Here is a 25,083-nt window from a genome sequence, read left to right as displayed (position 1 = left end):
GGGACAGCGCCGTGGGTGAGTTCGTGCGGCTCGAAGTGGCGGACGGGATCGGCACCATCCGGCTTGACCGGCCGCCGATGAACGTGATCGACCGGCAGCTGCAGGCCGAGCTGCGCGCCGCGGCGATCGAGGCGCGGGAGAACGCCGAGGTCAAGGCCGTGATCGTCTACGGCGGGCCGAAGGTGTTCGCCGCGGGCGCCGACGTCAAGGAGTTCGCCACGATGTCCTACCCGGACATCGCCGCGTACGGGCCGGAGCTGAGCGGGTCGCTGAGCGTGCTGGCCGAGCTGCCCAAGCCGACCGTCGCCGCGATCACCGGGTACGCGCTGGGCGGCGGCTACGAGCTGGCGCTGTGCTGCGACCGGCGGATCGCGGGCGACAACGCCAAGGTCGGGCAGCCGGAGATCCTGCTGGGCATCATCCCCGGCGCGGGCGGCACGCAGCGGCTGGCGCGGCTGGTCGGCCCGTCCCGGGCCAAGGACCTGATCTACACCGGCCGCTTCGTCAAGGCGGAGGAGGCGCTGTCGATCGGCATGGTCGACGAGGTCGTCGCGCCGGACGACGTGTACGAGGCGGCGCGCCGCTGGGCCGCGCAGTTCGTCAACGCCCCCGGGCTGGCGCTGGCCGCGGCCAAGGCCGCCATCGACGGCGGTCTGGACGGGGACCTGACCAGCGGCCTGAAGCTGGAGTCGCACCTGTTCGCGGCGCTGTGGGCGACCGAGGACCAGAAGACCGGCATGGCGTCGTTCATCGAGAACGGCCCGGGGAAGGCCGAGTTCCATGGCCGCTGACCCGACCCCGAACCCGCACGCCACGGCCGAGGAGGTCCAGGCGGCGTACGCGGACCCGAAGCTCGCCAACGTCCTCTACCACGACTGGGAAGCGGGCACGTACGACGAGAAGTGGTCGATCTCGTACGACGAGCGCTGCATCAGCTACGCCACCGAGCGGTTCAAGGCGGTCGCTGGCGATCTCGGGCCGTACGAGAACGCGATGGAGCTGGGCAGCGGCACCGGCTTCTTCCTGCTGAACCTCATGCAGGGCGGCGTGATCAAGAAGGGGCACGTCACCGACCTGTCCCCGGGCATGGTCGAGGTCGCGCTGCGCAACGCCCGCGGCCTCGGTCTCGACGTCGACGGCCGGGTGGCCGACGCCGAGGGCATCCCGTACCCGGACGAGTCCTTCGACCTCGTCATCGGGCACGCCGTGCTGCACCACATCCCGGACGTGCCCGCCGCGATGCGCGAGGTCCGGCGGGTGCTCAAGCCCGGCGGCCGGTTCGTCTTCGCTGGCGAGCCGACCCGCGTCGGCGACCGCTACGCCCGCAAGCTGGGCCAGGCGACCTGGTGGCTGACGACCAACGTGACCCGCTTCGGCCCCCTGCGGGCGTGGCGGAAGCCGCAGGAGGAGCTGGACGAGTCCTCGCGCGCGGCGGCGCTGGAGGCCGTGGTCGACCTGCACACCTTCGATCCGTCCTCTTTGGAGGATGTGTGCCGCTCGGCTGGCCTGGTCGAGGTGCGCGCGGTGACCGAGGAGTTCACCGCGGCGCTGTTCGGCTGGCCGGTGCGCACGTTCGAGGCGGCGGTGCCGAGGGAGAAGCTGGGCTTCGGCTGGGCGATGTTCGCCTACAAGACGTGGCAGCGCCTGACCTGGCTGGACGAGAAGGTCATGCGCCGCGTGCTGCCGCGCGAGCTGTTCTACAACGTGCTGGTGACCGGGCGTAAGCCGGGCTGAGTTGGGCTACCCGTTCACCCTGGACGACGTGGCGTACCTGCGTGCGCCCGAAGGGGAGGCGGCGGCGGCCGAGGTCGACCGCCTGCCGCTGACCCCGGCGTCCCACCTGGCGGACGTGACCACCGCCCGCTCGCTGTTCGGCGCGCGGGCGGGGGCGTTGGTGGAGACGGTCCTGTTGCGGCGGAAGGCGTCCGCGAAGGTGCCGTGGTCGGACTGGCTGTTCACCGCCGACGCCTTGCAGCAGGCGACCCCGTGGCCGGTCGCGGTGTCCCGGGCGGCCCGGCTGGCCGGTCGCGACGTGCACGACGTGACGTGCTCGGTGGGCGTCGACGTGGCCGCTGCCGCCGAGGTCGCCCGCCGTGTCGTCGGGTCGGACATCGACCCGGTCCGGCTGGCGATGGCGCGCGGCAACGTCCCGTCGGCAGCGTTCGTGCGCGCCGACGCCCTCCACCCCGCGACCCGGGACACCGTGGTCCTGGCCGACCCGGCCCGCCGCGACGCCTCCGGCCGCAGACGCTGGCGCCCCGCCGACTTCACCCCGCCCCTGGACGCCCTCGCGGCCGCCTACACCGGCCGGGACCTGTCCGTGAAGTGCGCCCCCGGCGTAGACCCGGCCGACGTGCCCTGGGCGGACGAGATCGAACTGGTCTCCCTCGACGGCGCCGTCCGCGAAGCCTGCCTGTGGACCGGAACCCTCGCCACAGCCCACCGCCGAGCCACCGTCCTGCGCTCCGACGGCTCCTCCTGGACCCTCACCGACGCCTCCGACGACACCTGCCCGGTAACCCCGATCGACGCTTGGATCATCGACCCGGATGGCGCGGTCGTCCGCGCAGGCCTGGTCCGCCACTACGCCGCCCGGCACGGCCTGTCCCAACTGGACGAACACATCGCCTACCTGACGGGCCCGGTCCCGCCCCCGGGCATCCGCGCTTTCCAGGTGCTGGAACACGGCAAGTACACGGAGAAGTCCCTGCGCGCGGCGTTGTCCCGGCTTTCCGTCGGCCGCGCGGAGATCCTGGTCCGCGGCTTGGACATCGACCCGAACGCGTTGCGGCCGAGGTTGAAGCTGCGGGGGCCGGAGGAGGCTTCCGTAATCCTCACCCGAATCGGCCGAACCCCCACAGCCATCATCTGCCGAGCGAGCCGCTCGTAATCACTGATCACTGGCGAGGACGGTCGTAAGAGCATCCAAGCGGGCTCGCCGGTGGTGTTCGTCACCATCTACCCATTCTGTTTATTGACGGATGTCGCAGATTGAGAAGGGTCTCTTCCCGGTCCTGTCCGACGTCGACCGCGGACTGAAGATTCTCGGTGAGAAACGGCGGGACAATGCCGGGTCCACCTCGCTGTCGTGTCAAGTCTAATCGTTGCCGCCTAAGCGGCTTCACTTAGCGTCACTCGTCCGTTCGGCCTGTAGACAGGTTCAGGCTCGGTTGGCGAGACTGCATGAGCAGTACCGGGTCGCACGCAGACGGTGACGTGCGCTGACCTGACTGGGGAACCGTTGAATCGTCATATGATGACGCGCTTTGGCATGCGCACGCACATTTTTGTCATGGCCGCCCTGGCTGGGCTGCTCGGCAGCACCCTGGTTCTCGTCGGTGTCGGCGAACCGGTTTCCCAGCGGGCGTCCATCGCCGTCGCGGAAGCCCCGGATGCCACCACTGCACTCGCTGCGGCGGCGCGTCAGGGAACCCGGGTCGCTGTCGCGGACCAGCGGACTCCCAACAAAGAGGTGTACGCGAATCCGGGTGGAACCTTCACCGCGGAGATCAGCGCCGTGCCGACCCGGGTTCAGCGGAACGGTGACTGGATCGCGGTCGACACGACGATGTCCGCCCGGCCGGACGGCTTGGTCGGCCCCAAGGCCGCCGTCGGAGACCTGGCCCTGTCGCCGGGCGGCGATGCGCCGCTGTTGCAACTCCGAAGCGGCCGCCATTCATTTGCGCTGCATTGGCCGACACCTCTTCCCGCACCGAAGTTGGACGGCAGCAGCGCGACCTACGCCGAGGTGTTTCCGGGCGTCGACCTCGTCATCCACGCGGAGCGGAGCGGATACCGCCAGCACCTCGTGGTCAAGACGCCCGCGGCGGGGCGGAACCCGGCGTTGGCCCGCCTCGATCTCCGAGTCGTCACGCCTGGGCTGCGCCTCGCCGTGGACAAACGAGGCGTGTTGACCGCGGCCGACACGGCGGGAGAGGTGGTTTTCGAGGCGCCCCCGTCGGTGATGTGGGATTCCACAGGCCAAGGCGCCGACTCGGCTCGTTCGGCGCCGGTCGGTGTGGAGGTCGCCGATGGCGCCATGACGTTGGTGCCGGATCGGGACTTCCTGACCGATCCGGACGTCACCTACCCGGTGTTCATCGATCCCAACACGCTCGTGCGGACCCGGATGAACTGGGCGAACGTCCTGTCCGGTCGGCCGACGACCGCCTACTGGTGGACCAGCGGAGAACCTCCCCACGCCCAAGTCGGTCAGTGCTACACCGCCAGCGGCGGGTGTGACGGGATCGGCGAGGCGTGGGCCTACTTCCAGTTCGACACCCGCGATCTAAGCGGCAAGCACATTCTCGGGGCGTCCCTCAACACGGTCATCGTGCATAGCCCCAACTGCAGTGCTCGCACCCACGAGTTGTACATCGCCACTGACCAGGTCTACAACGGGATGACCTGGAACACGCGCCGCCAAGGCGGCAAGCTGAGCGAAGCCAGCATGGGTGGGGTCTGGTCGAGTTGCACGGGGTACAAACCCGCAGGCTTCGCCGTAGGCAACAACGGCATTGGCGCGATCTCCACCTACTTTATCAAGGCCAAAGACAGCGCCGATCAGATCGCCTGGCGCAAGCTGGACCCTGCGCAAACGAAATTGTCGGTCAACTACAACACTGTTCCCGACAAGCCGACCAGCCTCAGCACCGACCCGCCGATCCCCAACCCCTGCAAGTGGTGTGGAGGCACCGCGTACCTCGGTGATGCCGATATGCGGCTGCGCGCCAACCTGACCGACGATGACAACGACACGTTGCGCGCGCAGTGGAGGGTCGCCGCCGACGGCGTGGAAATCGCTTCCTGGGATGGTGCGTCACAGGCTTCCGGTGCGACACACGACGCCAATATCCACATCGGCGACAAGCACGGGAAGCGGATCACCTGGTGGGTCCATGGCACGGATGGCACGGATTCCAGTCCCGCGGCGGCTGGACCTAGGGCGTTCATCGTCGACCGCCAAGCACCCGGGTCGGTGCCCACGGTGGCGAGCGCGCTCTATCCGCAGGATGACCGCTGGCACGGCGGACCGGGCATCGCCGACGTCTTCACCTTCCGGTCAGGCGGTGTCAGCGACATCGACCACTACCTGTATGGCTGGTCGACACCGCCATCACAGAAGGTGGAAGCAACCAGCCTCGGCGGCCCCGCCTACCCCTCGATCGCTCCACCCGGGGACGGGCCTCGGACGCTGTACGTGCAGAGCGTCGACCGCGCAGGCCACAAGAGCGACGTAGTCTCCTACCGGATCTACGTCCGGGCAGGGAATGGCGCCTACGCCCAGTGGTCCTTCGAGGGCAATGCCGACGACAGCGCTTTCCTCGGCGACCGACATGGCACAGTTGAGGGATCGGTGGCGTACGTGCCGGGCGCTACCGGCACCGGGGCGCGGTTCGACGGCGCGTCCGCGGTGGTCGCCCCGAATGCGGTGCGTACGGACACCGGCTTCTCCGTCTCGGCCTGGGTGCGGCCGGAGAACATCACGGCCGGGGGCCGGGCTGTGGCGGCCCAGCAGGGCGATCAGGCCAGCGGCTGGTTCTTGAACTACCGCGACACCGCGGTCGGCAAGCGGTGGAGTTTCATGCTCGCCGACTCCGACCGCGCCGACGCGACAGGCACCCTTGCGGTGTCCCAGCACGCCCCGCAAGAGGGGGTTTGGACTCATCTGACTGGTGTGTTCGACAAGGACAACCAGCGAGTCCTGCTCTACGTCAACGGCGAACTCGTCGATACCGAGGCGCTTCCCCAGGGCTTTGTTCCCTGGCACGCCCCTGGTCGGGTGCTCATCGGCAAGGAGAAGTGGAACGGAATCCAGACCAACCCGTGGCTCGGCGCGATCGATGAGGTGCAGGTTTTCGATCGAGTTCTGTCCGACAGCGAGGTGCGCGCGGCCGTCGCGCGATCGAACGTCCAGGTCGGGCACTGGCGCTTCGATGACGAGCGAGTGGTGGACGGTCAGCCGAACCAGACCGCGCGGAACACCGTCGAAGGCGGGGACGCGGCCACCCTCGCGGGCGGAGCGGTCTTCACGGCCGACAGCGCGGTGGCGGGCACAGGACACGGTTCGGTGAGCCTCGACGGCGTGGATGACCACCTCACCACGAGCCGGAACGCGGTGCGGACCGACCACAGCTTCACCGTGGGCGCCTACGTCAAGCTGGCCCAGACCGGTGGGGCCAGAGCGATCGCCAGCCAGGACGGACAGCGCAACGCGGGCTTCGCCCTGTGGTATCGGGACGGCAAATGGGTTTTCGCCCTGCCGCACGCAGACAGCGATACATCCACCGGTTGGGATGCGGCCACCGCGCCGCAGAACGCCGACGCGACGCTGAACGAGTGGGTTCACGTGATGGGCGTGTACGACGCCCCCACCGGCCAGCTGCGGCTCTACGTCGGCGGCGAACTGGCCGCCACCGCGCAGCGCGGCACACCGGTGTGGAACGCGGGCGGCGCCTTCCGGATCGGCCAGACACTGTGGCAGGGCAACCTGGTCGACGCGTGGTCCGGGTTGGTCGACGAGGTGCGTGTGTACAGCCGCGCGCTGAACGAGGACGAGATCGCCGGGATCGTGGGGCAGAACAACGTGCGGATCGCGGCTTGGGCGCTTGACGGCGACACCGTCGAGGCCACGTCCGGGCGGCCCACCGAGAAGATCGGCGACGTGCAGTGGGCCGCGGGCCGGGCCGACCACCCGGACCCGGCGGACCTCGGGATGAAGCTCGGTGGAGGCGGCCACCTGTCGACTCCGAAGGTGGTCACCACGACGGAGAGCTTCTCCGTGACCGCGTGGGTCCGCCCGGACCGGGGGATCGGCTGGGCGGGTGTCGTCTCCCAGGACGGAGCCCGGACCAGCGGGTTCGTCCTCGGCACGGCTGGGGACGGACGGTGGAACCTGTTCCTCCCCTCAGCGGACTCGGACAACGCCTCCGGGGCCCGGGTGGTGGGCGGTGCTGTCCAGTACGGCGTGTGGACCCATCTGACGGCTGTTTACAGCAAACAGCGCCAGCGGGTCGACCTCTACGTCAACGGCGTGCATGCGGGTGGCACGGCGCACACCGGCGGATTCGACGCCACGGGACCGCTGGTCATCGGTCGGTCGAAATGGAACGGCACGGCCACTGACTACTTCTCCGGCACGATCGATGACGTCTCGATCTACAACCGCCCGCTGAACGCGGCCGAAGTGGTGACCCTCGCGGGGCGCGATCTGACCCTGGTGCACAACTGGCGGTTCGACGAGGCGGGTGGCGCCTACGCCGCGGACTCCGTAGGCGTGCGCGACGGCGAACTGGTCGGGGGTGCGAGTTTCGCACCAGGCCGCGTCGGCAACGCCGCCCGATTCGACGGGACCGACGACTCGGCCGCTGTCAGCGGCATCGACCTGCGGACGGACAAGAGCTTCGCGGTAGGGGCCTGGGTGTACCTCGATGGCGGCGGCCACCCTGTCACGGCTGTGAGCATGGACTCCGGCGACCACAGCAAGTTCCGGCTGGGCCACAGCACCAGGACGCACCCTGAGGGTGCGTGGGTGTTCGAGATGCCTGGCGAGGACGGCGTCGTCGCCGAAGCCGCGGTGACGGTCATCCCCAGCGAGATCAACACCTGGGTGCACCTCGTGGGCGTCTACGACGCCCCAGCGGGCAAGCTCTGGTTGTACGTCGATGGGTCCAGGATCGACGACGGCACTCTGGAACAACCGTGGCAGGGGACCGGCCCGTTGGTGGTCGGCAGGGCCAGGACCGCCGGTCAGCCCACCTGGCACTGGTCCGGGCTCGTCGACGACGTTCGGCTCTACACCGGGGTTCTCGACGCGGATCGGGTGTGGTCGCTGTTCACGAGCTATCCGGCTCCGGTTCCGGCGCCCATGCTGCCCGTGCCCGACGCCGGCCACTGGAAGTTCGACGAGGGCTCCGGAACCACGGCGGCTGACTCGACCGCCAACGGACGGACCGCCACCATGCACGGCGGGGCACTCTGGCACGGCGGCCGGATCGGATCGACCAGCTGGCTGGATGGGTCGACCGGATACGCGGCGACCGCGGGACCGGTGCTGACGACCTCGGCCAGCTTCTCGGTCTCGACGTGGGTATATCCGAGGAGGAGCGCGACACAGGCGATCCTCAGCCAGGACGGCGCCACTAGGAGCGCATTCGTCCTGCGGCAGGACGGGCCGGGCAACCGGTGGGTGGTCGAGGTCCCGGCGTCTGATGCCGCAGGCGCCCCTACCACGGTCATCACGTCGGCTGAAACGGTGCCGGTCGGCCACTGGACTCACCTCACCGTGGCCTATGACGCCGCGGCCGACCGCGTGTCCCTGTATGTGAACGGGTTGCTGTCGGCTGTCGGGAGGGTGGCCGGCACCTGGGACTCGGCAGGCCCCTTCGCGATCGGACGCGGCAAGAGTCTCACGGCGGATCTGTTCCTGGGGGCCATCGACGACGTCCAGGCGTTCCACCGGCCGATATCAGCAGGTGAGGTGCGCAAGATCTACGACAAGGCCTACCTCGCCGTGCACGGTCAGTGGTGGTTCGACGACGACTCCGTCCGTGACTGGTCCTGGCGGGCGAACCCCATGACCGCTACCGCCGGGATCACCTACGTCGAGGGCATCGCGGGCAAGGCTGCGCGGTTCGACGGCGCTTCCGGCAGTGCTGTCAGCGAGCGCGTCGGCGTCCCGATGGTGGGCAGCTTCACCGTGTCGGCGTGGGCGAGGGCGACCAGTGGCGGCTCCGTGCGCACCATTCTCGCCCAGGAGGGCGACCGGATGAGCGCGTTCGCCCTGCAGTACCGGCCCGAGTCCAACCGGTGGTCGTTCGGCGCCGCTGCCTCCGATACTGACAGCGCGGGGTGGGTGCAGGCGCAGTCGAGCCAACCGGCGACGCTGAACCGTTGGACCCACGTCACCGGCGTCTACGACTACCCCGGGCAGCAGATCCGGGTCTACGTCGACGGCAAGCTCGCGGGCGTGCGCAACAACGTGGCGCTCTGGCCCGCTTGGGGCGGGTTCGCGATCGGTCGCGGCAAGGTCAACGGGGCTCCCGGCCAGTTCTTCGCCGGTGACATCGACGAGGTCACCATCGACATGGGCATGGCATCCGACGCGGAGATCCTGCGCCGGGCCACCTTCCCCGCGCCTCCTGCGGGCCAGCTCGGCGTCTACACCAACGGGAAGGGCGACAGCTACACCGCGAGCACGTCGTCCCCTGCCCCGGAGGGGTACCACTTCTCGGCCACCCTCGGACTGATGCCCGCGGCCGGCGAAGCTGGCACCATCCCCTTGTACGCCTGCCTCTACGGCACAGACGCGTTCACCTCACCGGATCCAGGCTGCGAGGGGCAGACGACTCTGGGCGAGGCGGGCCGCGTGTATTCGGCGGCGCCGAGTGTTCCGTCAACGCGCGTGTACCGGTGTCGGAGGGGGCCGGACCACTTCGACTCCACCGACCCGACTTGTGGTGGCGCGACCGTGGACGGGCCTCTCGGCTACACCATCGCCTACGCCCCACTGAGCCGGTACTACAGCGTCGAGCGGACCGACCACACGATGACCGTGCACGGCGCGCCCGCTGAGTACCGGTTCGACGGGGTCCTCGGCTGGCTGCCGCAGACTGCGGAGCCGGGAACCCAACCGCTGTACGGCTGTCGCAGCGGCGCCGATCATTTCCTGTCATTGGACGCGAACTGCGGCGGAGCGCAGAAGATGGGGACTTTCGGCCACATCTGGCCGCAGCCGCCCGCAGGTCTGCCAACCGCCCCTGTCTACAACTGCTCAGTGTCCGGACAGCGCTGGGTTTCGCGAAGCCCGACGTGCGACGGCCGGACGGTCGAAGGACTGCTCGGTCACCTGCTCACCGCACCGCCCGACCAGGCGAGCAACTAGGGGGAATCATGTTGTCGCTTCGGAGAGGACCGCTGCGCGCGGTCACCCTGGTCGCCGCCGCGTCACTGCTCGCGACGGTCCCTCAACTGCTGGCGCCCGGTGCTGCGGCCGCGGTGGCCGGACCGTCGGTGCCGGGGCCGGAAATCCCCTCGGTGGGCGGAACCACCACTCTGATGGCCCCGCGCCCGATCGACCAGGCCAGCCAGCGGGCGCTGTCGGGGGACCAGCCCGCCAGCGCGGCCAAAGACGGTGGCGGAATGAACACCGCCACCTCGCTGGCGCCGTCGTCGTCGTGGGAGGTGAGCCTGCAAACGGGGGACTTCACCTGGTCCTACCCCATGCGCGTGCCACCCGCGCCGGGCGGCCTCGAGCCCGCCATCGCCTTGAACTACCGGTCCTCCGCCGTGGATGGGCGCACGAGCGCCACCAACAACCAGCCATCCTGGGTGGGAGACGGCTGGGACCTCTCGTCCGGCTTCATCGAGCGGTCCTACGGGGCGTGCGCGAACGACGACATGGGCGGCACCGTCCCGCCGAAGACCGGCGACCTCTGCTGGCGCAGCGACAACGCGACGGCAGCGTTCCCCGGTGGAGGCGGGATGCTCATCCGGGACGACCACACCGGGGAGTGGCGGACCCGAACCGATGACGGTTCCCGCGTGGAACGGCGGACCGGTGCGGCCAACGGAGCGCGAGACGGTGAGTACTGGAGCATCACCACGGTCGACGGGACGCAGTACCTGTTCGGATCGCAGGCGAGTTCAGGCTCCACCTGGACGGTCCCGGTGTTCGGCGATGACGAGAACGAGCCCTGTCACGCCGCCACCTTCGAGGCGTCCCGCTGCACGCAGGCGTGGCGGTGGAACCTCGACAAGATCATCGACCGGAACGGCAACGTCATTCGCTACTACTACCGAACCGAGACCAATGCGTATGGGCTGAATATGGAGGACACCGCGGTGTCCTACATCCGCGGTGGAACCCTCGAACGCATCGAGTACGGCCTCCGCGAGAACGACGCCGCGATTCCGCCCTCAGGCAGAGTGGAGTTCGCCGTCTCCGACCGGTGTGTCAAGGGCAGCACCTGCACACTCGACCGAAAGGCGAACTGGCCGGACACGCCGCTGGACGATCGGTGCGACACCGCGACGTGCCCGGACCGGCACTCGCCGACGTTCTGGACGACCAAGCGGCTCTCTTCCGTGACCACCTACGTCCGCCGCGGCACAGGCTTCGAGGCCGTGGACCGGTGGACGCTGCGGCAGGACTTCCCGACGCCTAGCGATGACGAGCCCGCCGCGCTCTGGCTGAGTGGGGTCCAGCACAAGGGCATGGTCGGCGGCGAGGCGTCTCTGCCGGAGGTGACCTTCGAGGGCAAAGCGCTGGCGAACCGAGTCGAGAAGGTCGACGGCGTCGCGCCGCTGAACCGCTACCGGCTCGTCGGGATCGTGTCGGAGTCGGGCGGGGTGACGTCGATCAGCTACGCCGGCCCCAACTGCGTCGCGGGGTCCTCCATGCCCGCGAATCCCGAGACGAACACCCTGCGCTGCTTCCCCCAGAAGTGGACGAAGAAGGACTTCGCCGAGCGGACCGACTACTTCCACAAGTACGTGGTGGAGAGCGTCACCAACTCGGACCGCCTGTCGACGAGCACCCAACAGGTGACCTCCTACGAGTACCTCGACGGCGCGGCGTGGCACTGGGACACCTCGGAGTTCGTCGATGACGAGGACAAGACCTGGAACGAGTTCCGCGGGTTCGCTCGCGTACGGGTCAGGACCGGTGATTCCCGTGACCCCTCGGGACCCGTCACGCTCACCGAAAGCAGATTCCACCGGGGCATGGACAAGGACCGGTTGCCGTCAGGAGCGCGGTCGGTGACCGTGACCGATTCCGAGGGCGGGTCGCGCGCCGACTCGGACTGGCTGGCGGGGTTCGGGTACGAGTCGACTGCCTACAACGGAGCTGGCGGCGGGGTGGTGAGCAAGACGATCACCACGCCGTGGGTCGCGGGACCGACGGCGACCAGAGGGCCGTTCAAGGCCCACATAGTCCGACAGGGGACACAACGGACTTATACGGCGCTGGCGTCCGGAGGCTGGCGGACGACCGCGATCGAAACCGCGTATGACGACCGTGGTATCCCCACCACCACCGACGACCTCGGTGACCTGGGCAGCGCCTCCGATGACCGGTGCACCCGGACCGGATATGTCCGCGGTACGGGAAAGTGGCTGCTGAACCTGCCATCCACAGTCGAGACGGTCGCGGTCAAGTGCGATGCCACGCCCGTCTACCCCCAAGACGTGATCAATGCCAGCCGGATGTCCTACGACGGCCAGGCCGCAGGTGCCGCGCCGACGAGCGGAAACCTCACCCGGATGGAGATCGCGACGTCCAGACCCGCGAGCGGCGCGGTCTACCTGACCAAATGGACGGGCAGGTACGACCAGCACGGCCGGGTGGTGGAGTCGACCGACGCGGCAGGCCAGACGACGAAGACGGCCTATACGCCCGCTGTCGGTGGTCCGCTGACGAGCACTGCGGAGACGAGCCCGACAACCCTGTCGTTGCCCGCGGGGCTGGTGACCGTCACCCACCTCGAGCCCGCTTGGGGCCTGGTGACGAAGCTGACCGACGCGAACGGGCGCTTCAGCGAATCCACGTATGACCCACTCGGCAGGCGTACCGAGACCTGGCTGCCGGACCGGCCCAAGGCGGAGTTCCCCAACGGCACGCAGAAGTGGGCCTACCACATCCGCAAAGACCAGCCCAGCGTGATCGTGGCGACGAAGGTCGGGCCGAACGGCAACTACACCAGCAGCCACACCTTGTACGACGGATTGCTGCGTCCGCGGCAGATCCAGACTCCCGCGGTCGGGGGCGGCCGAACCATCGTCGATACCCGGTACGACTCGCACGGCAGGCCGTACAAGAAGACCCAACCGTACTTCAACGACGCGCCGATAGACCTGGAGCTGTTTGAGGCATCGGACGTCGACGTTCCCGGTCTCAACCGCGTCCTCTACGACGGTGCGGGCAGGGCCGTCGCGGCGGTCTTCCAATCCGGTGCGATCGAGAAATGGCGAACCACCACCGCTTACGAGGGCGATCGCGTGCACGTGACTCCACCCCCGGGCGGCACGCCGACGACGACCATCAGCGATGCCCGGGGGCAGACCGTCGAACTGCGCCAGTACCACGGGCCAGCGCCCACCGGGGCGTTCGACTCGACCACCTACCAGTACACCGCGGCGGGGCAGCTGTCGCAGATGCGGGACCCGGCGGGAAACCGCTGGACGTATGAATACGACCTGCGTGGCCGCGTGGTGCGGTCACAGGACCCGGACAAGGGGGTCGTCGAGTTCACCCACGACGTGATGGACCGGGTGGTCACCAGCACCGACTCCCGCGGGGCGATCGTGGCGATGACCTACGACGAGCTCGGGCGCAGGACCTCCACCCGGCTTGGCAGTCCGACCGGGACCAAGCTCGCCGAGTGGACCTTCGACACCGTGCCGAACGCGAAGGGCCATCCCGCCACGTCGACCCGGTGGACGGATGGCAGTCCCTACACCACAAAGATCTCATCCTACGACCCGATGTACCGGCCTATTGGCGTGTGGACCACGATCCCCGCCGCCGAGGGCGCGTTGGCGAACACCTACAAGGCGTATACGAGTTACGGTCCGGACGGCAGCGTGTCCGGGATGTCGTACCCGAAATCGGGCGACCTCAATGCCGAAACGGTCAACTACGTCCACGACGACAACGGCCTGCTGCTGTCGAGCTCGGGCAGCTACAACGGCACGGTCGAACTGGTCACCGCGACTACGTACACCCGCTATGGCGAGTTGGAGACTATGCAACTCGGCACGGGAGCCAAGCGGGCATGGGCGTCCTACTACTACGAGACCGACACCCGCAGGCTCGCCCGGACGATCGTGGACGCCGAGGTGCCCAACCCGAAGCAGTCGGACGTGAGCTACGCCTACAACGCGGTAGGCAACGTCATGTCCATCGCTGAAGCGGTGACGGGGGACAAGCAGTGCTTCCGCTATGACCACCAACGCAGGCTGACCGAGGCGTGGACCCCGACAGCAGGCTGCGACTCGGCGCCGTCCGCTACGGCTCTGGGCGGGCCAGCGCCCTACTGGCACTCGTACACCTATGACCTGGCGGGCAACAGGGTTAGCGAGGTTCAGCACAAAGCATCGGGCGACACCACGCACACCTACACCTATCCGCCCGCCGGGCAGCCGCAGCCCCACAGCCTGCAAAGCGTCACGACCACGGGCGCGTCCCCCTCGACGACGACCTATGAGTACGACGACGCGGGGAACACCACGAACCGCACCATCGCAGGAGTGGGCGAGACCCTGACCTGGGACGCCGAGGGCCGGGTCAGCACGATCACCAAGGACGGCAAGACCACCAGGTTCGTCTACGGCGCCGACGGTGAACGACTACTACGCAAGGATCCCAGCGGTACCACGTTGTACCTGATGGGGCAGGAGATCCGTCTCAACGCCGGTTCCACCACTCCCACCTGCACCCGCTATTACACCTACGGCGACCGCACGATCGCGGTTCGCCAAGGCGCCACCCTCACCTGGATGTTCTCCGACCACCAGGCGACGGGGCACATCACCATCAACGCGAGCACCTTGGCGGTGACCCGCCGCAGCCAGCTGCCCTTCGGCGGCACCCGAGGAACCCCACCCCCGATCTGGCCAGGCGACAAGGGCTTCGTCGGCGGCGCCGTCGACCCCACCGGCCTGCTTCAGGTAGGCGCCCGCCAATACGACCCCTCCACCGGCAGGTTCCTCAGCGTCGACCCGATTCTCGATGATGCTAACCCGAACCAGTGGAATCCGTACGCGTACGCGGGCAACAGCCCGATAACGTGGAGTGACCCAACCGGATTGATATGGGGGTGGCTTGATGTCATCCAGGACGTCAAGGATCTCGCAGAATCGATATCGGATTCGCTCGCTGCGACCGGTTCCGGTAATCCCTACAATCGTACCAGTAAACACAATGCGGTACAAAAGGCGGCTGCTCGTCAGATTACTTGGCAGGCGAACATGTTCGGCTTTCAGAACGTCCGGGTGTACGAGGGAATGAAAATCGACGACGCTAGCAAGCGGTGTCTCGACATGGCGAGCTTGGTTCGAAAAGCTGGCTGTACTCCAAACTTCGGCTACGCCGACATCGTTCTCGCTGTCACAATATGTCCAGAGGTGAACGCGTGCTACGACCACTACTACGTATGGGAAGTGAAGGCGATCGGCGCCAATAAGAAGGGGTCGGTGGCGCAGGTCGAGGCTCAATGGTATGCCGATAATCTCATCAACTGGAAAGAAAACATAAGCGCCTCTCCTGGTTGGGTTATCGGTGGTCCGTATAAGGATGTACTCAAGTATCCGAAAACCAACTACTGGGGTATCGTTGACGGGGAGGTCGCCTATGCCGATGACGGCGACCGGCGTATGAAGATGGACCAATGGAAGCAGGTTGGGCTGGTAGAGGAGTTCGATATCGAGAACACGCGGTGGGAGAGGTACGTGCAAACGCCGCCGACTCCTCCTGCGCCTCCTGAGCCAGCCCCTGTTCCGGTCACTAGCCAAGCGCCGTCCATCCTCGAAGAGGTTCTCAATTGGTTCAACCCGATCCCCTCGGTCGTCGGTCGACTTCCTGTGCCAGTGGGGCGGCGGTAGGATCATCGCCATGGCGGAACCCCATCTGCTCGATTTGTACATCAAGGAATACGCTGCTGAGCCGTTCAAGGCAGCCGGTTTCAGGAAATCTGGCCGTCGGTTCAGTATAGGAAAGGCTCCGGACAACGTTGTCTTTGCCAAGTTCGAGTCGCGCGCGGGTGATCCTGATATGCTGCGCTTCTACCTTGAGTACGCAATTATCCCAGACGCGATGATGGCTTATGTGAGTGATCGGTCGGGAAAGAAGCGCGCACCGTCGTTCGATGGTGCGCTGTACCTAGACCGGCTGCTCGTGCCTGATGAAGTGGCCAATGAGCACAACAAGTACGACGCCGGGATGTGGGAGCTTCCGCTCCCCGATGGCTACCACCGTGGCGGTGAGGCTCTGGTACGCCAACTCACCGATGGGGGATGGCTGGACCGGTGGCGGGCGTTGTGTGACCGGGACTATGTTGCCCAACAGTGCAGGGATGGGCTGCTCGACCGCAGGCAGTCTTTCACGATCCCCCTTTCTTGGCCGCTTCCCTACCTCGGCATGTTCATCGACGATGGTGATCCGGATGAACTGGACGGAATGCTTCGTGAGGTCGAGGCGAAGTACCTTGAGAACCCCGACCCGCCGAGCAAAGCCGTCCGCTGGATCGCGTGGTGGCGCCAGCGGTTGGCGCAGCGAATGCAGTCTTCCTAGCTCTCAGTCCGTCCCAGGAGGGTAAGGAACCAGTTACGCAACCCGTCCAGGTCCGTGTCGACGGCGACGTCGATTTCGCGGTAGCCGGGGGACAGGGGGACGTTCAGGCGTTGGTCTGCGATCACTGCGCCCCGGCCTGGGCCGGTGGTCTGGACAGTTACCGGCATGCGTTTGGTGGTCAGCAGGCCCGGGTTGATTGCCTCGGCTACGGCGACTGCGTCGTGGAGGATGGTGCAGTCGTGGCCTAGTAGTTCTGTGTAGTGGGCTCGGTAGGACGGGGTGAAGGACTCCAGGATCTCGCCGAGCGGGCCCGTCTCGCGGAGGGTGGTCAGCCAGGCGCCGTCTACGGCGCAGCGGTAGGTCAGGTCTATGGGGACCAGGACGGTCGGGACGTCTTCCTCGACTAGGACGCGGTACGCGGCCTCGGGGTCTGCCCAGATGTTGAACTCGGCGGCGGCTGTGGTGTTGCCGCCGGTCAGGGCGCCGCCCATGATCACCAGGCGGTCGATCTTGGATCGTAGGTCCGGGTGGGTGGCCATGAGCAGGGCGATGTTGGTCAGGGGGCCGATCGGGGCGAGGGTGACCGGGGTGGGGGAGTCGCGGAGGGTCTGGGCGAGCAGGTCGATCGCGCCGAGTCGGTGGAGGCCGTGCGGGTGGGCCGGGAGGCGGGCGGCGCCGCCGGAGAGGCCGTCCTGGCCGTGGGCGTAGTCGGCCTCGTGCGGCGCGGGGTAGACCAGGGGGCGGGCGGCGCCCGCGGCGACGGGGACGTCCGGGCGGCCCGCCAGCGCGAGCAGGCCCAGGGCGTTGGCCGTCGTCCTGTCCAGGCCGACGTTGCCGAACACCGTGGTCACGGCGGCCAGGTCGATGTCGGGGGAACGGGCGGCCAGGGCCAGGGCGAAGGCGTCGTCCACGCCGGGGTCGGTGTCGATGACGAGTCGGGGCATGGCTCCAGCCTGCCAGGACCGGCTCGCCCCATGCCTTCGTTGGCGAGGCTCCTGGCGCGGCGGTGTGGTCGAGGATGGGCTGGTGGGCAGCTCAGCTTTGCCTTGGTGGTCGCGGGCGGACCGAGGAGCGGCTTGGCGTTGGCTAGTGGTCGCGGGTGGGGCCGAGGGGTGGCTCGGTGTTGGTTGGTTGGTCGCGGGCGGGCCGAGGGTGGCTCGGCGCTGGTCCGGGGGTCGCGGGTGAGGTGGAAGGAGGGGCTGGGTCGGTGGTGGGGTGGCTGGGTTACCTTTCTGCGCATGACGTCCATGTGGGGTTCGCCGTTCACCTCTCGGATGCGGCAGCGGCGGGATCCGGCGCAGGCGCGGTTCCTCACCCTGGACTCGCTGCGCTGGGTCATCCGGCACCGCGCCTTCACGCCGTGGTATCTGGTCCGCTACTGGCGGCTGCTCAAGTTCCGCCTGGCCAACCCGCACGTCGTGCTGCGGGGCATGGTGTTCCTCGGCAAGGACGTCGAGATCCACGCGCGGCCCGGGTTCGGGCGGCTGGAGATCGGGCGCTGGGTGCACATCGGCGACGGCAACGCCATCCGCTGCCACGAGGGCTCGCTGCGCATCGGCGACAAGGTCGTCTTCGGCAGGCAGAACGTCGTCAACTGCTACCTCGACATCGAGTTCGGCGCCGCAGCCCTGGTCGCCGACTGGGTCTACATCTGCGACTTCGACCACGTCACCGACGACATCCACCAGCCGATCAAGGACCAGGGCATCGTCAAGTCCCCGGTCCGCATCGGGCCGGACACCTGGATCTGCACCAAGGTCACCGTCACCAAGGGCACGCGGATCGGCCGCGGCTGCGTCCTCGGCGCGCACGCCGTCGTCCGCGGCGACATCCCCGACTACGCCGTCGCCGCGGGCATCCCGGCCCGGGTCGTGCGCGACCGCCGCGCCGCCTACGAGGCCGACGCCGCCCGCCGCGAGGCCATCGCCGACATGGGCCGCAAGGCCGACCGCGCCCTGCGGGAGACGCTGGAGTCGGCCTAGCGCCGTCCCAGGTAGTACGCCTGCGGGCCCTTCTCCGCGCCGTCCGCCGCGCGGACCAGGCGGGCGGACTCGGTGAAGCCCGCGTCCGCCGCCATCGCCGCGACGCGCTCCGGCGGGTGCCAGTGCACGTCGAGGGACAGGTCGTGGCCGTACGCGTGGCTGAGGCGCCCCTTCCGGTCGCCCGCCTTGAACGCGAGCAGGAGCAGCCCGCCGGGAGCCAGGACGCGGTGGAGCTCGACGAACACCGCGGGCAGGTCGTCGAGGGGCGTGTGGCAGATCGAGTACCAGGCCACGACGCCGCGGAGGGCGGTGTCGGGGATGTCCAGGGCGGTCATCGTGCCCACCGCGAAGCGCAGGCCCGGATACGTCCGCCTGGCCACGGCGACCATGCCCGGTGACAGGTCGATCCCGGAGACGTCCACGCCCAGGCCGTGCAGGTGGGCGGCGATCCGGCCCGGCCCGCAGCCCACCTCCACCACCGGGCCGTCCACCAGCTCGGCGAACGTGGCGAGCATGGCGCGGTCGAACGGCTTGCCCGCCAGCTCGTCGTGGAGCAGGGCAGCGTAGTCGGCCGCCACCTTGTCGTAGGACGCGCGGACGTCGTTCACGCGCGGTCCCAGGCCAGCACATCGGTCGCGGTGGCGGCGAGCGGGGTCACCGGCATGCCCGCCGCCCGCGCGCGAGCGGAGCTGCGTTGCTGTGTCGTCCAGTCGGCGCGGATGAGGGGTGCGGGGGCAGGTGGCACGCGCGCGATCTCCACGGACGTCCCCGCCGCCGACGCGCACGTCGTGATCAGGTCCGCCAGGGTCGTGATCGGGCCGACGGCGTTGTAGGCGCCGGGGCGGTCGTCGACCAGCAGGCGCACCACGAGCTGGGCGAGGTCGCGGGAATCGATCAGCTGCACCGGCTGCGCGGGATCGCCGGGGACCTCGACCCGGCCGCCCGCCGCAGCCAGGCGCAGCCAGTGGGTGAAGCCCTCCTGGGGGTCGAACGGCCCCGCCACCTTGCTCGGCCGCACGATCGTCGCCCGGTCGCCGAAGCGGGCCAGCACGTCGTCCTCGCAGGCGACCTTGCACGGGCCGTACGTCTCGTTGGTCAGCACCTCGGTGTCGCGCACCGGCTCTCGCCGGGGAGTGTCCTCGTCGGCACCCGGCCCGCACGGCGCGTACACGACGTGGCTGGAGATGAACAGGTACCGGCCGACCCGCCCGTCCAGCGCCGCCATCGCCTGCCCCACATGGCGTGGCACATACCCGCTGACGTCGACCACGGCATCCCACGAATCGGACGACAAGGCCGAGTAGTCACCCGTGGACCGATCGCCGACCAACCGCGGCACCTCAGGGAACAACGCCGACGTCCCCCGGTTGAACAACGTCGGCGACAACCCCGACGCCAGCATGGCGTCCACGATCGCGCGGCCGACGAAGGCCGTGCCCCCCAAGACGAGAACCCGCATGGGGACCACTATGGCCCGAAGGCGTTCCCCGACGCGATCTTGGGCCGCCCCAGCGGCGGGTGGGCGCCCACGGACGCCCGCGCGTACACCTCGACCGTCTGCGCGGCGATGCGGCTCCAGTCGAAGTCCACCGACAGCCGCGCCTTGGCCGCACGCGCCCGCCTGCGCGCCGCCGCCGGGTCGTCCAGCACCGCCCGCACCGCGCGGGTCAGGCCGTCCACGTCGCCCGGCGCGAACGACAGGCCGGTGCTGCCGTCGATCACCACCTCGCCCAGCCCGCCCGCGGTCGACGCCACCAGCGGCGCGCCCGCGGCGGCCGCCTCCAGCGCGACGATGCCGAACGGCTCGTACCGGCTCGGCAGCACGACCGCGTCGGACGCCCCCAGCGCGGCCGACAGCGCCTCGTCCGTCAGGTGCCCCACGAAGTCCACCGCGCGGCGCACCCGGTGCTTGCGCGCCAGCTCGATCAGGTTGTGCACCTGCGAGCCGCGTCCCGCCACCACCAGCCGCGTCCCCGGATGGGTCCGCCGCACCCTGGGCAGCGCCGCGATCAGGTCGTGGACGCCCTTCTCCCACTCCAGGCGGCCGAAGAACAGCAGCTGCGGGGCGGCCGAGCGCACCGGCGTGACCTTCCAGCCGCGCGGCTCGATCCCGTTGTGGATGACCTCGATCGAGGCCGGGTCGACCTCGAAGAGGTGCGCCGCCTCCGCGCGCATCGCCGACGAGCACGTGATCAGCGCGTCCGCGCGGTTGGCCAGCCACCACTCCGCGGAGTGGACCTGCTGGTTGAGCGGCTGCGACAGCCAGCCGGAGTGCCTGCCCGCCTCGGTGGCGTGCAGCGTGGCCACCAGCGGCACGCCCGCCTGCTCGGCCAGCGTGATCGCCGGGTGGGTGACCAGCCAGTCGTGGGCGTGCACGACGTCCGAGCGCCAGCCGTCGAGCAGCCGCAGCCCGGCGCGGATCATCGCGTGGCCCATGGCCAGCGTCCACGCCACCAGGTCCTTCTCGAACACCAGGTGCGTCGGGTCCTCGGCGACCCGGACCACCCGCACGCCCTCGTGCACCGCGTCCTCGGTCGGGTGCGTCGACGCGTCGGTGCCCGCCTCGTGCCTGCACAGCACGACCACCTCGTGGCCGTGGGCGGCGATGTGCCGGGCGATGGCGTGCACATGCCTGCCGAGCCCGCCGACCACGACCGGCGGGTACTCCCACGACAGCATCAGCACGCGCATCCCGGACACCCTACTCGGCAGTAAGCAGGTCGCGCGCATCGAGCGCGCCGAACACGCCGTCCTCGGCCCACAGCTCGCCCGCGCGGGCCCGCGCCCGCTCGGTCGCGCCCGCGCGCACCAGCGAGGCCAGCTCGGCGTACCGCTCGCCGTGGACCTTCGCGCGGCGGCGGGCGTAGTCCGCCGCCGAATCCTTGGTCACCATGAACGCCCAGTCGCTGGACAGCGCCAGCAGCGCCTCCCGCGCCGCCTGGTCCCGCGCGGCGTCGCGGGTCCGGCCGGGCGCGGCGAGGTCGAGCAGGTCCGCCTGGAGCGCGGCGTTAGCCTCGACCAGGTCGGCGACCTGCGCGCCGTCCCACACCCGCCAGTCCTTGCCCGAGCCCCACGACGACGCGGGCAGCTCCACCGGCTCGCCCAGGTAGCGGTCCAGCGCCCGGCCCAGGGTGGTGACCTCGACCCCGGCCGCCGGCAGCGCCCGCAGCACCGCCTCCAGCCACGCCGGGCCCTCGTGCCACCAGTGCCCGTACAGCTCCGTGTCGTACGCCGACACCACGAGCGCGGGCCTGCCGTGGCGGTCGCGCAGCTCCCGCAGCCGTGCGACGACGGTGTCGACGAAATCGCGCGCGTGCCGCCGGACCGCCTCGGCGGCCAGCTCCGGCTCGTACGGCTTCTTGTGCTCCGGGGCGACCGATCGGCCGGTCACCCGCGAGGGCTTCAACCCCGACGGATGGTCGTACGTGTGGAAGTCCCGGTAGGCCGGATCGCCGGGATAGCCCGCCTTCGGCGACCACACGCGATACGTCACCTCGAGGTCGCGTCCGAAGCAGACGACGCCGGAATCGCCTACCGGGCGGGCGAAGGCGGTGTCGCCGTGCAGGCCGGGACCGTCCACAAGGAACCGTTCGACGCCCGCTTTCGCGTACCCGTGCTCCATTCCCGGCGCGTACCCGCACTCGGGTGCCCAGATGCCGCGCGGACGGCGCCCGATCCGGCGCGCGGTGTCGGCCAACCCCGCGCGCAACGCGAAACCGCGGACGCGGGGGTCCAGCAGCGGCTGGAAGGGATGCGTCGCCGGGCCGCCGATCAGCTCGATCACGCCCGCGTCCACCAGCGGCCGCAGCACGGGGGAGAAGCCGTGCCGCCAGTTCGCCTCGAAGTCGGCCAGCGCCGACGCCGACGCGCGGAACTCCGCGGCGGCCAGCTCGCGCAGGCGGTGGTCGGCGGAGCGCCAGTTCACCGCGGCGTACTGGGCGCGCACGTGCCAGTTGCCGAGCCAGTCGTGCATGGCACGCAGCGCGTACGGGTCGTCGAGCTGGGCGGCCAGGACCGGGGTGACGCCCAGCGTCAGCACGTCCGTGCGGCCCTCGGCGGCGAAGCGGCGCACCAGGTCGACCACCGGCAGGTACGAGTGCGCCCACGCCTGGTAGAGCCACTCCTCGCCGACCGGCCAGCCGCCGTGGTGCGGCAGCCAGGGCAGGTGGCTGTGCAGGACGAGGGCGAACCCGCCGATCGGCTCGCTCATGCCCGTGCGACCGCGACGAGGTCGAGGGAGGCGTCGATGTCGTCCTCGCCGATCACGAAGTCCTCGGCGCGCACGGACGCGACGGCCTCGAGCAGCTCGGCGGGCCACGCCCCGCCCGCGAGCGCGACGTCGATCTGCGCGTCGATGATCGACCCGCCGAACCGCTCGTCCAGCTCGCGCAGCCGGAGCCCGTGGTGGACGCCGCCGAGGAACTCCACGGTGAAGCCCGCGTCGACGAGCAGGTCGCGCAGCTCGTGCCCGGCCAGCTCGCGGGTGTGGAACGGGTTGAGCGGGGTGTCGCGGCCCGGGGAGAAGGTGATCCGGTTGGGCGTGGTGACCAGGAGGGCCCCGCCGGGCGCCAGCACGCGCCGACACTCGGCGAGGAAGCCCTCCTGGTCCCACAGGTGCTCGATGACCTGCAGGTTCGCCACCACGTCCACCGCGCCGTCGCGCAGCGGGAGACCGGCGAGGTTGCCGCGCGCCACCGCGACGCGCGGGTACGCCTTGGCGACGTGGGCGACCGTGTGGGCGTCGTAGTCGAGGGCGAGCACGCGGCGCGCGGTCCCGGCCAGGAGGTCGGCGCCGTAGCCTTCGCCGCACCCGGCCTCCAGCACCACGGCGTCGGCGCAGTGGTGGGCAAGGTGCGCATACGCGACCTCGTGGCGGCGGAACCAGTAGTTTTCCTCGACGATGCCCGGGACGGTGCGTTCACCGGTCAGCGGGAGCGGGGTCGTGTCCGTGGCCACTGGGGCACGGTAACCCATGGCCCCCGGGAACTACCCGTCGGTAGCCTCAGGGCTTGCGGGCGACCCCGCCCGCGATGCACCGCGACACCGGGTCCAGTTCCTTGAGCTGGGGGCCGTCCGGCCACCACGACGCGCACAGCACGACGCCGGGATCGATCATCTCCAGGCCCGGGAACATCGCCTCGATCTCCGACTGGGTGCGGAACAGGCCCGAGCCCATCGGGCTGTGCAGGAACACGTCCTCCATGCGGCGGGCCAGAGTGGACAGCTCGCCGCCGTCCTCGGGGTCGTAGAAGTGGCTGATCGCCACGACCGAGCCCGACGGCAGCGCGTCGATGTAGGTCTGCATGATGTCGACGGGCGAGCGATCCCCGTTGTAATGGTGGATCGTGCCCATCTGGAACAGCGCGATCGGCTCGTCGAAGTCCAGGTGCCGCCGCAGGGTCTCGTTCTCCAGCAGCCGTTCCGGCTCGAAGATGTCCTCGGCGATGAAGTGGGTGAGCTCGTTCTCCTCCAGCAGCGCGCGTCCGTGCGCCAGCACGACGGGGTCGTTGTCCACATAGACGACCGTCGAGTCCGGCTCCAGCCGCTGCACCACCTGGTGGGTGTTCTCCGCGGTCGGCAGGCCCGACCCGCAGTCGAGGTACTGCTTGATGCCGGTCTGCGCGGCGACGAACCGGGCGACCCTGATCAGAAACTGCCGGTTGTCGAAGGCCAGGGTCGCCGCCTCGGGCGCGACCCGCTGCACGCGGTGGAAGACCTCGCGGTCGATCTCGTAGTTGTCCTTGCCGCCAAGGAAAGCGTCGTACACCCGGGCGATGCTGGCCTTGGACGTGTCTATGTAAACGGGGACGTCTTGGTGGGTGGTCATGCGGGGAGTCCTCACAGAGCGTCGTCGATCATGGACGATGTGCAGTGAAGGAGTATCCTCCCTTCAGCGCTGGCGGCAAGAGGCTCATTTTTTCGATCAAGGGGAGAGGCGCCCGTGGTTGAGCGACGCCCGGAAGGCAGGCCGACGGCGCGTCGGATCGTGCTCGGCTCGCAGCTGCGCAGGCTGCGCGAGGCCGCCGAGATCACCAGGGGCGAGGCGGGCTACCGCATCCGCGGCTCGGAGTCGAAGATCAGCCGGATGGAGCTGGGCCGGGTCGGGTTCAAGGAGCGCGACGTCGCCGACCTGCTGGCGATGTACGGCGTCACCGACCCCGAGGAGGTCGGCGAGTACCTGCAGATGGTCAAGGAGTCCAACAACCCGGGCTGGTGGCACCGCTACGGCGACCTGATGCCCAACTGGCTGCAGGACTTCGTCGGATTGGAGGAGTCCGCCTCCCGCATCCAGACCTACGAGCTGCAGTTCGTCCCCGGCCTCATGCAGACCGAGGACTACGTCCGCGCGATTGTCAGCCACGGCCGCCCCGACATCCGCACCGCCGAACAGGAGCGCCGGGTCAAGCTGCGCATGGACCGGCAGAAGGTCCTGCACCGCGCGGACGCGCCGAAGCTGTGGGCGGTCGTCGACGAGTCCGTGCTGCACCGGCCCATCGGCGGGCCGAAGGTGCTGCGCGAGCAGATCGACTACCTGCTGGAGATCACCCGCCTGCCCAACATCACCTTGCAGGTCGTGCCCTACGGCCTGAGCGGGTACGCCGCCGAGGGCGCGTTCACGATGATGCGCTTCGCCGAGCCGGAGCTGCCCGACCTCGTCTACATCGAGCACCTCACCGGCGCGCTCTACCTCGACCGGCTGGAGGAGATCGAGCAGTACAGCCGGGTCGTGGACCGGCTGACGGTCGACGCGGAGACGCCGAACCGCACGCGGCAGCTGCTGAGCAAGCGCCGCGCTGAGCTGTAAGGATC

15 protein-coding genes are annotated in these 25,083 nt (G+C 69.3%); 8 read left to right on the top strand and 7 right to left on the bottom strand.

Features of this window, described 5'->3' with window-relative positions:
* Positions 1-11 precede the first annotated feature (11 nt).
* From Actkin_RS25300 to Actkin_RS25275, 6 genes are all read left to right on the top strand, one after another.
* Positions 12-791, top strand: coding sequence for an enoyl-CoA hydratase/isomerase family protein (locus tag Actkin_RS25300; protein ID WP_189213478.1), 780 nt, complete (start codon positions 12-14; stop codon positions 789-791).
* On the top strand, positions 781-1,734 hold the full coding sequence (locus Actkin_RS25295) for a class I SAM-dependent methyltransferase (RefSeq protein WP_258904496.1): 954 nt from the start codon (positions 781-783) through the stop codon (positions 1,732-1,734). Before Actkin_RS25300 ends, Actkin_RS25295 begins: the two co-directional genes overlap by 11 nt.
* A gap of 1 nt (position 1,735) precedes the next feature.
* Entirely contained in the window at positions 1,736-2,890 is a 1,155-nt protein-coding gene (locus tag Actkin_RS25290; protein ID WP_258904495.1) for a THUMP-like domain-containing protein, read from the top strand.
* Positions 2,891-3,271: 381 nt separating this feature from the next.
* Complete coding sequence (locus tag Actkin_RS25285) at positions 3,272-9,883, top strand: LamG domain-containing protein (RefSeq protein WP_258904494.1); 6,612 nt, start codon at positions 3,272-3,274, stop codon at positions 9,881-9,883.
* Between the two features lie 8 nt (positions 9,884-9,891).
* Positions 9,892-15,603: an RHS repeat-associated core domain-containing protein gene (locus Actkin_RS25280; RefSeq protein ID WP_258904493.1), complete on the top strand. Its 5,712-nt coding sequence runs from the start codon at positions 9,892-9,894 to the stop codon at positions 15,601-15,603.
* A 10-nt stretch (positions 15,604-15,613) separates the two neighbouring features.
* Positions 15,614-16,291, top strand: coding sequence for a hypothetical protein (locus tag Actkin_RS25275; RefSeq protein ID WP_258904492.1), 678 nt, complete (start codon positions 15,614-15,616; stop codon positions 16,289-16,291).
* Here the strand turns inward: Actkin_RS25275 and Actkin_RS25270 are convergent.
* A complete protein-coding gene (locus Actkin_RS25270) occupies positions 16,288-17,235 on the bottom strand; it encodes a nucleoside hydrolase (protein ID WP_258904491.1) in 948 nt (315 codons plus the stop codon). The two genes, Actkin_RS25275 and Actkin_RS25270, sit on opposite strands and share 4 nt — an antisense overlap.
* Positions 17,236-17,529: 294 nt before the next feature.
* On the opposite strand from Actkin_RS25270, the gene Actkin_RS25265 reads away from it, so the two are divergent.
* On the top strand, positions 17,530-18,273 hold the full coding sequence (locus Actkin_RS25265) for an acyltransferase (RefSeq protein WP_189213473.1): 744 nt from the start codon (positions 17,530-17,532) through the stop codon (positions 18,271-18,273).
* Here the strand turns inward: Actkin_RS25265 and Actkin_RS25260 are convergent.
* Genes Actkin_RS25260 through Actkin_RS25235 form a run of 6 tightly spaced genes read right to left on the bottom strand, consistent with a single transcriptional unit; the run spans position 18,270 to position 24,100 of the window.
* Positions 18,270-18,881 (bottom strand): class I SAM-dependent DNA methyltransferase, encoded by a 612-nt coding sequence (locus tag Actkin_RS25260; RefSeq protein WP_258904490.1) that lies wholly within the window; start codon positions 18,879-18,881, stop codon positions 18,270-18,272. The genes Actkin_RS25265 and Actkin_RS25260 overlap by 4 nt on opposite strands.
* Complete coding sequence (locus tag Actkin_RS25255) at positions 18,878-19,732, bottom strand: NAD-dependent epimerase/dehydratase family protein (RefSeq protein ID WP_258904489.1); 855 nt, start codon at positions 19,730-19,732, stop codon at positions 18,878-18,880. Before Actkin_RS25255 ends, Actkin_RS25260 begins: the two co-directional genes overlap by 4 nt.
* 8 nt (positions 19,733-19,740) lie before the next feature.
* Positions 19,741-20,964: a glycosyltransferase family 4 protein gene (locus Actkin_RS25250; protein WP_258904488.1), complete on the bottom strand. Its 1,224-nt coding sequence runs from the start codon at positions 20,962-20,964 to the stop codon at positions 19,741-19,743.
* Positions 20,965-20,974: 10 nt separating this feature from the next.
* Entirely contained in the window at positions 20,975-22,483 is a 1,509-nt protein-coding gene (locus tag Actkin_RS25245) for a 1,4-alpha-glucan branching protein domain-containing protein (protein ID WP_189213471.1), read from the bottom strand.
* Entirely contained in the window at positions 22,480-23,247 is a 768-nt protein-coding gene (locus tag Actkin_RS25240) for a class I SAM-dependent methyltransferase (protein ID WP_396122833.1), read from the bottom strand. Before Actkin_RS25240 ends, Actkin_RS25245 begins: the two co-directional genes overlap by 4 nt.
* A gap of 28 nt (positions 23,248-23,275) precedes the next feature.
* Complete coding sequence (locus tag Actkin_RS25235; protein WP_189213469.1) at positions 23,276-24,100, bottom strand: SAM-dependent methyltransferase; 825 nt, start codon at positions 24,098-24,100, stop codon at positions 23,276-23,278.
* 114 nt (positions 24,101-24,214) lie between these two features.
* On the opposite strand from Actkin_RS25235, the gene Actkin_RS25230 reads away from it, so the two are divergent.
* Positions 24,215-25,078, top strand: coding sequence for a Sco1979 family transcriptional regulator (locus Actkin_RS25230; protein ID WP_258904486.1), 864 nt, complete (start codon positions 24,215-24,217; stop codon positions 25,076-25,078).
* The last annotated feature ends 5 nt before the right edge of the window (positions 25,079-25,083 follow it).

It is taken from the genome of Actinokineospora sp. UTMC 2448 (assembly GCF_024760565.1).
GTDB lineage: Bacteria > Actinomycetota > Actinomycetes > Mycobacteriales > Pseudonocardiaceae > Actinokineospora > Actinokineospora fastidiosa.
Note: the sequence above shows the minus strand (reverse complement) of the source record. Positions and strands in the feature narration are given on the sequence as shown.